The organism is Kitasatospora sp. NPDC023118, assembly GCF_055560875.1.
Genome location: NZ_JBVHHW010000020.1, coordinates 145872 through 154854 on the forward strand (window position 1 = coordinate 145872; position 8983 = coordinate 154854).

An 8983-nucleotide genomic window follows, 5' to 3' on the forward strand; every position below is an offset into this window, starting at 1 on the left:
GGCGCACTTCGCCGACCGGCGGTCCACGCGCCTGCGGGTCTCGCACGCCTTCCACTCGCCGCTGATGGAGCCGATGCTCGACGAGTTCCGGGCCGTCCTCGACGGGCTCGCGTACGCGGCTCCATCGATCCCGCTGGTCTCCAACCTGACGGGCGACGCGAGCGCGGATCTGTGCACCCCCGAGTACTGGGTGCGCCACGTCCGGGAGACCGTCCGCTTCGCAGACGGCATCCGGGCGCTCGAAGAGGCGGGCGCCACCGCCTACCTGGAGCTGGGCCCGGACGGCGTCCTCGCCGCCCTCGCCCAGCGCTCCGCCGACGACCCCGACCGCGTGGCCGAAGCGACCTGCCGCCGCGACCGGCCCGAGGAGCGGACCCTGGTCACCGCCCTCGCCCGCCTGCACGCCGCGGGTGTCCCGGTCGACTGGACCGCCCTGCTCGCCGGCACCGGCGCCCGCCGGGTCGACCTGCCCACCTACCCGTTCCAGCGCGAGCTGTACTGGCCCGAGCGCGCACCCGAGGCCGTCGCCGCTACCGACCCGGCGGACGCCGCGTTCTGGTCCGCCGTCGAGCGCGCCGACACCGCCGCCCTCGGCACGGCCCTCGGCCTCGACGACGACACGTCGCTCAGCGCGCTGCTCCCCGCCCTCTCGGCGTGGCGCCGCCGCCGGACCGAGCGGACGGACGCCGACCGGCTGCGCTACCGCGCGGTCTGGAAGCCGTACGCCGCCCCCACCGGCCCGGACGCCCTGCCAGGCACCTGGCTGGCCCTCGTCCCGGCCGACCGGGACGACGACGCCTGGACGTCCGCAGTGCTCGCGGGCCTCGGCGCGGACGTCGTGCGGGTGGCGGTCGACGGGGACGGCGCTGTGGACCCGGCCCCGCTCGCCGGGCCGATCACCGGCGTGGTGTCCCTGCTCGCCGCCTCCGGCGGCGTGCCCACCGGGCTCGCCCGGCCGGACACCCTGCTCGCCGCCCTCGGCGAGGCGGGTGTCGAGGCCCCGCTGTGGTGCCTCACCCGGGGCGCCGTCGCCGTCGGCGACACCGAGGCCCCGCAGGACGCCGCGCAGGCGGCCGCCTGGGGCATCGGCCGGGTGGCCGCCCTCGAACACCCGCAGCGCTGGGGCGGGCTGATCGACCTCCCCGAGGCCCCCGACGCCCGCACGGCGACCCGCCTGCGCGCCCTGCTGACGGCCGGGGACGGCGAGGACCAGCTGGTGCTGCGCCCCGCCGGAGCCTTCGCCCGCCGCCTCGTGCGCGCCACGACGTCCGACGCCGCGCGCCCGTGGACCCCGCGCGGCACCGTCGTGGTGGTCGGCGACGCGGAGGGCCACGCGGCCCCCGCCGCCCGCTGGCTCGCCCACGCGGGCGCCCGGCAGGTGGTGCTGCTCGCCGCGGACACTGCCGTCCACGGCGAGGCCGTCGACCGGCTGCGAGCCGAGCTCTCCGAGTACGGCGCCGAGCTGACGCTCGTCACCGGCACGCCCGGCGACCCGGAGGCCGTCGCCTCCGTCCTCGGGCTGCCGGATCTCTCGGCCGTCCTCTACACGGGCCGGGCCGGAGAGCCCGCCGACCACCTCGCCGGGCTACTCGCCGATCTCGACGCGCTCGACCAGGCGTTCGCGGACCGGGAGCTCGACGGCTACGTGCTGTTCGGGTCGATCACCGGCACCTGGGGTGTGAAGGGCCGGGCCGACGAGGCCGCCGCCAGTGCGCTCCTCGACGCCGTCGCCCAGGGGCGCCGCGCCACCGGGCGGGCCGCCACCGCCGTCGCGTGGGGCGCCTGGGCGGGCAGCACGCCCGACTCCCTGGCCGCGCACCTGCGGGCCAACGGGCTGCCGCCGATGTCGCCCGACCGCGCCCTGACGGCCCTCGCCGCCGCCCTCGACGGCCCAGCCGTCACCGTCGCCGACGTGGCGTGGGAGCGGTTCGCGCCCGCCTTCGCCGAGGCCCGGCCGACGCGGCTCTTCGCCGACCTGCCGGAGGCCCGCGTCGCCGCGGAGCCGGAGGAAGCGCCCGGCGCCTCCGGCCGGGCCGACGCGCTGCGCGCCGGTCTGCGCGAGCGGTCGGCGGCCGAGCGCACCGAGGCGCTGCTGGCGATCGTCCGGGCCGAGTCGGCCGCCGTGCTCGGCCACGCCGGCGCCGACGACGTGCCGTCCGGACACCCGTTCAAGGACCTCGGCTTCGATTCGCTGACCGCCGTCGACCTGCGCAACCGGCTCAACATCGCGACCGGCCTGCGCCTGCCCGCCACCCTCGTGTTCGACTACCCGACCCCGGCGGCCCTCGCCGCCCACCTCCGCGCCGAGCTCTTCGACGAGGCGCGGGAGGTGGAGCGCTCGGCCGTCGCCGCCGACACCGACGACCCGATCGTGATCGTCGGCATGGGCTGCCGCTACCCGGGCGGCGTCCGTTCGCCCGAGGACCTGTGGCGGCTCCTGCGGGAGGGCGTCGACGCGATCGGCCCCTTCCCGGCGGACCGCGGCTGGGACCTCGACCGGCTCGCCCACGGCGACCGCGACGGGCGCGGGCGCAGCGTCACCCAGCAGGGCGGGTTCCTGTACGACGCGGCCGAGTTCGACGCCGCCTTCTTCGGGGTCTCCCCGCGCGAGGCGATGGTCGTCGACCCCCAGCAGCGGCTCGTCCTGGAGACCGCGTGGGAGGCGCTGGAGCGCGCCGGGATCGACCCGGCGGGCCTGCGCGGCGGCGACACCGGCGTCTTCATCGGCGGCGGCAGCGGCGACTACCGGCCGGCCATCGGCCAGCTCGGCCACGTCGAGACCGCGCAGTCCGCGAGCCTGCTCTCCGGCCGGCTCTCCTACACTCTCGGGCTGGAGGGGCCCTCGGTCAGCGTGGACACCGCGTGCTCGTCCTCGCTGGTGGCCCTGCACCTGGCCGCCCAGGCCCTGCGGTCCGGCGAGTGCTCGCTGGCCCTGGCGGGCGGTGTGACGGTGATGTCGAGCCCGGTCGGTTTCGTCGAGTTCGGCGAGATGGGGGCGCTGTCCCCGGACGGGCGCTGCCGCACCTTCTCCGATGCCGCCGAGGGCACCGCGTGGTCCGAGGGCGTCGGCGTCCTGGTGGTCGAGCGGCTCTCGGACGCCGAGCGCCGGGGCCACCGCGTGCTGGCCGTCCTGCGCGGCTCCGCGATCAACCAGGACGGCGCGTCGAACGGCATCACCGCGCCCAACGGCCCGTCCCAGCAGCGTGTCATCCGGCGCGCCCTGGCCAACGCGGGCCTGGCGCCCGCGGAGGTCGACGCCGTCGAGGCGCACGGCACCGGCACCAGGCTCGGCGACCCGATCGAGGCCCAGGCGCTCCTCGCCACCTACGGGCAGGACCGCGAACGGCCCGTCCTGATCGGCGCGCTGAAGTCCAACCTGGGCCACACCCAGGCCGCTTCCGGCGTGGCCGGCGTGATCAAGATGGTGCTGGCCATGCGGCACGGCCTGCTGCCGCGCACGCTGCACGTCGGCACGCCGTCCTCGCACGTCGACTGGACGGCCGGCGCCGCCGAGCTCCTCACCGAGGAGACCGCGTGGCCGGCCACCGGCCGCCCGCGCCGGGCGGGCGTCTCCGCCTTCGGTGCGAGCGGCACCAACGCCCACGTGATCGTCGAGGCGCCGCCCGCGGCCGAGCCGGCCGAGGAGCGCCCGGACGACCGGCCGCTGCCCGTACCGCTCTCGGCCGCGACGCCCGCCGCGCTGCGCGAGCAGGCCGCCCTGCTGCTCGGCCACCTCGCAGCGCACCCGGAGCTGACGGTCCGCGACCTCGGCCACTCGCTCGCCACCACCCGCACGCTGCTCGACCACCGGGCCGCCGTGCTCGCCGCCGACCGCGCCGAGCTGACGCAGGGCCTGCGCGCCCTCGCCGACGGCCAGGCCGCGACGCGGCTCGTCCAGGGCTCGGCCCTGGGCGGGAAGACCGCCTTCCTCTTCCCCGGCCAGGGCTCGCAGCGCCCCGGCGCCGGGCGGGAGCTGTACGCCACCTACCCGGTGTTCGCCGACGCGCTGGACACCGTCCTCGCCGGCTTCGAGGGACGGCTGGCCGGGCCGTTGCGCCCGGTCCTGTTCGCGGAGGAGGGGTCGGCGGAGGCTGAGCTGCTGGACGGTACGGGGTACGCGCAGCCGGCTCTGTTCGCGTTGGAGGTGGCGCTGTTCCGGTTGGTGGAGTCGTGGGGTCTGCGGCCCGATTTCGTGGTCGGGCACTCGATCGGTGAGATCGCGGCGGCGCATGTGGCGGGGGTGTTCTCGCTGGAGGACGCCTGTGCGCTGGTCGCGGCTCGGGCCCGGCTGATGTCCGAACTCCCCGGTGGGGGAGCGATGGTGTCGGTCGAGGCGACGGAGGAGGAGGTGCTGCCGCTGCTGACGGACGGCGTCTCGATCGCCGCCGTCAACGGCCCGCGCGCCGTCGTCCTCTCCGGAGACGCGGACGCCGTCGAACGCGTCACCGCCGGATTCGCCGCCGACGGACGCAGGACTAGGCGTTTGCGGGTGAGCCATGCGTTTCACTCCGTACACATGGACGCCATGCTCGACGACTTCGAGCGGACCGCCCGGGGCATCGCCTACGCCGCCCCGCGCATCCCGCTCGTGTCCAACCTGACCGGCGGCGTCGTCACCGGCGACACCGGGGCGGCGTACTGGGTGCGCCACGTCCGCGAGGCCGTCCGCTTCGCCGACGGCGTCGCCGCCCTCACCGCCCGCGGCGTGCGCCGCCACCTCGAACTCGGCCCGGACGGCGTGCTGTCCGCCCTCGTCCAGGCCAACACCGCGGAGGACGCCGACCCGGCCCGCCCGGTCGTCACCGCCACCGCGCTGCGCCACGGCCGCGACGAGCGCACGACCCTGCTCACCGCCGTCGCCCGCCTGCACACCGACGGGCTCGCGCCGGACTGGTCCGCCGTCTTCGCCGGCACCGGCGCCCGCCGGGTCGACCTGCCCACCTACCCGTTCCAGCGGCAGCGCTACTGGCCCGAGCAGTCGTTCGCCTCGGCCGCGTCGCCGGACGGGGAGTTCTGGACGGCGCTGCGCTCCGCGTCCTTCGACGCGCTCGCCGGCACCCTGGACGTCGACGGCGACGCCCTCGCCCAGGTGCTCCCGGCGCTGCGCGACTGGCACGACCGGCGCGAGGAGCGGGCCGCCGTGGACGCGCGCCGCCGACGGATCGTCTGGAAGCCGCTCGACCGGCCCCGCGCCGCGGCTCCGGCCGGCACTCGGCTCGCCGTCGTGCCTGCCGGCCACGGCGACACGGCCTGGACGGACGCCGTCCTCGCCGCACTCGGCGCAGACGCGGTCCGGCTGACCGTCGAGGCCGACGCCGACCGCGCCGGACTCGCCAAGCAGCTCGCCGAACTCCCGTACAAGGCCGAGGAGATCACCGCCGTGGTGTCCCTCCTGGCGCTCGACGAGTCGGCGGACGGCAGCGTCCCCGCCGGGCTCGCCCGCACCGCCGCCCTGGTGCAGGCCCTCGGCGACGCCCGGATCGGCGCGCCCCTGTGGTGCCTCACCCGGGACGCCGTCGCGGCCGCCCCCGGCGACCGCGTCACGGGCCTGGCCCAGGCTGCCGTGTGGGGCCTCGGCCGGGTCGCCGCGCTCGAACTCCCGCAGCGCTGGGGTGGTTTGATCGACCTGCCCGTGAGCCTCGACCGGCCCACCGGCGCCCTGCTGGCCGCCGTCCTCGCCGACCCGGACGGGGAGGACCAGCTGGCCGTCCGGCCCACCGGGGTCCTCGGCCGACGCCTGGCCGCCACCCCCGGCGGCTCCACGGCGGCCGGTGACCGGGCGGACTGGGACCCGACCGGCACCGTCCTGATCACCGGCGGCACCGGTGCGCTCGGCTCCGAAGTCGCCCGCGGCCTCGCCGCCGCCGGGGCCCGGCACCTCGTGCTGCTCAGCCGCCGCGGCCCGGACGCCCCCGGGGCGGCCGGGCTCCGCGAGGAACTCGCCGCCACCGGCGCCGCCGTCACCGTCGCGGCCTGCGACGCGGCCGACCGGGAGGCGCTCGCCGCCGTCCTGGCCGCCGTGCCCGCCGAACACCCGCTGACGGCCGTCGTCCACGCCGCCGGCGTGCTCGACGACGGCGTCATCGACGGCCTCACCCCCGACCGCTTCGAGGACGTCTACCGCGCCAAGGCCACTTCGGCCCTCCTGCTCGACGAGCTGACCAGGGACCACGACCTCGCCGTCTTCGCCCTGTTCTCCTCCGCCTCCGCGGCCGTCGGCAACCCCGGCCAGGGCAACTACGCGGCAGCCAACGCCGTCCTCGACGCCCTCGCCGAACGCCGCCGCGCCGACGGCCTCGCCGCCACCTCCCTCTCCTGGGGCGCCTGGGCCGGCGGCGGCATGGCCGCCGACGCCCGGGCCGGCGAGGCCGCCCGCCGCACCGGTATCCGGCCGCTCGACCCGGCCGTCGCGGTCGCCGCGCTGCGCCGGGCCGTCCTCGACACCGCGCCGACCACGCTGGTCGCCGACGTCGACCCGGAGCGCTTCGTCCGCGCCTTCACCGCCGTCCGCCCGAGCCGGCTGCTCGCCGAACTCCCCGGCTACGCGGACCGGCAGGGCCCCGGCGGGGACAACGCCGACGGCCGCGAGCTGCGCGCCGAACTGGCCGCGCTCAGCCCGGCCCGCCGCTGCGCCGCCCTCCTCGGGCTGGTGCGCGGCCGCGCGGCCGAGGTGCTCGGACTGCCCGGCATCGAGGCCGTCGGCCCCGAGAAGGCCTTCCGCGACCTCGGGTTCGACTCGCTCGGCGCGATCGAGCTGCGCAACCGGCTCGGCGCCGCCACCGGCCTGGACCTGTCCCCGACGCTGGTCTTCGACCACCCGAGCCCGACCGAACTCGCCGAGCACCTGCTGGGCCTGCTCTTCGAGGGCGACGGCGCGGCCGGAGCGGACGGCGCGGACCCCGAGCGCGCCCGCCTGCGGGCGCTCGTCGAGTCCGTCCCGCTGGACCGCCTGCGGCGCAGCGGCGTCCTGGACGCGCTGCTGAGGCTCGCCGACGGCGCGGCCGCCCCGGAGGACGAGGACACCGACGCCATCGACGCGATGGACCTGGACGACCTGGTGCAGGCCGCCCTGCGCAACGACCCCGACCACGCCCAGGACTGACGGAGCAGCCATGACCACGCCCCACGACAAGGTAGTCGCCGCTCTCCGGTCCTCGATGAAGGAGACCGAACGGCTACGCAAGCAGAACCGCCAGCTCCTGGCCGCGGCCGCCGAACCCGTCGCCGTCATCGGCATGGGCTGCCGCTACCCCGGCGGCGTCGCCTCGCCCGAGGACCTCTGGGACCTCGTGGCGGGCGGCACCGATGCCACCGGCGGCTACCCGGCCGACCGCGGCTGGGACCTCGGCGCCCTGGCGGACGCCGGCGTCGACGAGCGCGGCACCCGCGTCTCGCGGCGTGGCGGCTTCCTCGACTCGGTATCCGGCTTCGACGCCGACTTCTTCGGCATCTCGCCGCGCGAGGCCGTCTCCACCGACCCTCAGCAGCGCCTGCTGCTGGAGACGTCGTGGGAGGCCTTCGAGCGGGCGGGCATCGACCCGACGGCGTTGCGCGGCTCGCGGACCGGCGTGTTCCTCGGCACCAACGGCCAGGACTACGCGTACCTGCTGGTGCGCTCCCTGGCCGACGCGACCGGCGACATCGGCACCGGCATCGCCGCCTCGGCCCTCTCCGGCCGCCTCTCCTACACCCTCGGGCTGGAGGGTCCGGCGGTGACGGTCGACACCGCCTGCTCGTCCTCGCTGGTCGCCCTGCACTGGGCGGTCCAGGCGCTGCGGGCCGGCGAGTGCACGCTGGCCGTCGCGGGCGGCGTCAACGTGATGGCGACGCCCGGCTCCCTGATGGAGTTCTCCCGGCAGGGCGGACTGGCCTCGGACGGGCGCTGCAAGGCGTTCGCGGAGGGCGCGGACGGGACGGGCTGGGCCGAGGGTGTCGGCGTGCTGGTGCTGGAGCGGCTGTCGGACGCCCGCCGCAACGGGCACCGCGTCCTCGCGGTCGTGCGGGGCTCGGCGGTGAACCAGGACGGCGCGTCCAACGGCTTCACCGCGCCCAACGGCCCGTCCCAGCAGCGGGTGATCCGTCAGGCGCTGGCCAACGCCGGGCTGTCGGCCGCCGACGTCGATGCCGTCGAGGGCCACGGGACGGGCACGCCGCTCGGCGACCCGATCGAGGCCCAGGCCCTGCTCGCCACCTACGGGCAGGGGCGGGAGGACGGCCGGCCGCTGTGGTTGGGCTCGATCAAGTCCAACTTCGGGCACGCCCAGGCGGCCGCCGGGGTCGCGGGCGTGATCAAGATGGTGCAGGCGATGCGGGCGGGCGTGCTGCCGAAGACGCTGCACGCGGACACGCCGTCCTCGCGCGTGGACTGGTCGGCGGGCTCGGTGCGGCTGCTGGCGGAGGCGCGCGAGTGGCCGGGGGGCGAGCGGCCGCGACGGGCCGGGGTGTCCTCGTTCGGGATCAGCGGGACGAACGCGCACGTGATCGTCGAGGAGGCGGTGGAGGAGGACGCGGACCCGACTGTCGAGCCTACTGTGGCGCCGGGCGTGGTGCCGTGGGTGGTCTCGGCGAAGTCGGAGGCCGCGCTGAGCGCGCAGCTGGGGCGGCTTGCCGGGGTCGGGGGTTCGCCGGTGGACGTCGGGCTGTCGTTGGCGGGGCGTTCGCGGTTCGCGCACCGGGCGGTGTTGGTGGACGGGGCCGAGGTTGCCCGTGGGGTGGCGGGGGAGCGGTCGACGGCGTTCCTGTTCTCGGGGCAGGGGTCGCAGCGGTTGGGGATGGGGCGGGAGTTGTATGCCCGGTTCCCGGTGTTCGCGGAGGCGTTCGACGCGGTGTGTGCGGCGATGGACGTGCCCTTGCGTGAGGTGGTGTGGGGTTCGGATGCGGAGTTGCTGAGCCGGACGGAGTTCGCCCAGGCCGGGTTGTTCGCGGTGGAGGTGGCGCTGTTCCGGCTTGTCGAATCTCTCGGTCTGGAGCCGGAGTTCGTGGC

Annotated in this window: 2 protein-coding genes (1 of these 2 running past the window's edge); both read left to right on the top strand. The window is 77.0% G+C overall.

Features of this window, described 5'->3' with window-relative positions; genetic code table 11:
- On the top strand, nt 1-7102 hold the final stretch of the coding sequence (locus ACZ3UD_RS25540) for a type I polyketide synthase (protein WP_465592067.1). The gene continues 20882 nt to the left of window position 1, outside the view; the window shows 7102 of its 27984 coding nt (coding positions 20883-27984); its start codon lies off the left edge, out of view; it ends in the stop codon at nt 7100-7102.
- 10 nt (nt 7103-7112) lie between these two features.
- Nucleotides 7113-8983: type I polyketide synthase (locus ACZ3UD_RS25545; protein ID WP_465592052.1), on the top strand; the 1871-nt coding region annotated here is incomplete at its 3' end.